Source organism: Campylobacter sp. RKI_CA19_01128 (genome assembly GCF_025771175.1).
Lineage (GTDB): Bacteria > Campylobacterota > Campylobacteria > Campylobacterales > Campylobacteraceae > Campylobacter_D.
Window position 1 is genome coordinate 1 of the sequence record NZ_JAKMPU010000041.1, and the last position, 555, is coordinate 555.

Sequence of the window (555 nt, forward strand, 5' to 3'; positions counted from 1 at the left end):
AATGATTTTTTTCAAAAACTAATCAATCCTTTCTCCCTCTTCACTCCACGCCCCTACCCTAGCTATTCAAAACAATACGAACTTGCTCTAGCAAAGAAAAAAGAACTTATAACTAAAACAAGTATAGCTTCTACAACTTACAATTTTATAGATGAAAAATATTTAAAAAACATACAAGATTTAAAAGAACAAGAAAAAATCATTGAACAAGAAGAACAAAAATATCAATTTAATTTAAAACTTTATAAAGAAGATAATAGAATAAAAAATGAAATTTTTAATTCTTTATTTAAATCTTTAAATGAAAAGCTAAGCTTTCAATTAAAACAAGAAAGAAATACTTTTTTAAATTCCAATCAAAGCTTAAGTATTATTGCTAATAAACAATACCTACTAAAGACTTTAAACTTGCAAGATATCAACAACATCAACATCGATTCAAAACCCTATTTATTAAAAGCTTTATATTTTTGTGAAGATTATGTTTTATATGATAAAGATAAGCAAGCTTTATTTGATGAAAACACAATAAAAGAATTAGAATTTAACTCTAGC

The 555-nt window shown here is 23.6% G+C and carries 1 pseudogene; it reads left to right on the forward strand.

Annotation, left to right across the window (positions count from 1 at the left end):
- Positions 1-555, forward strand: a pseudogene (locus L8U98_RS08200) (hypothetical protein); the annotation flags it as partial.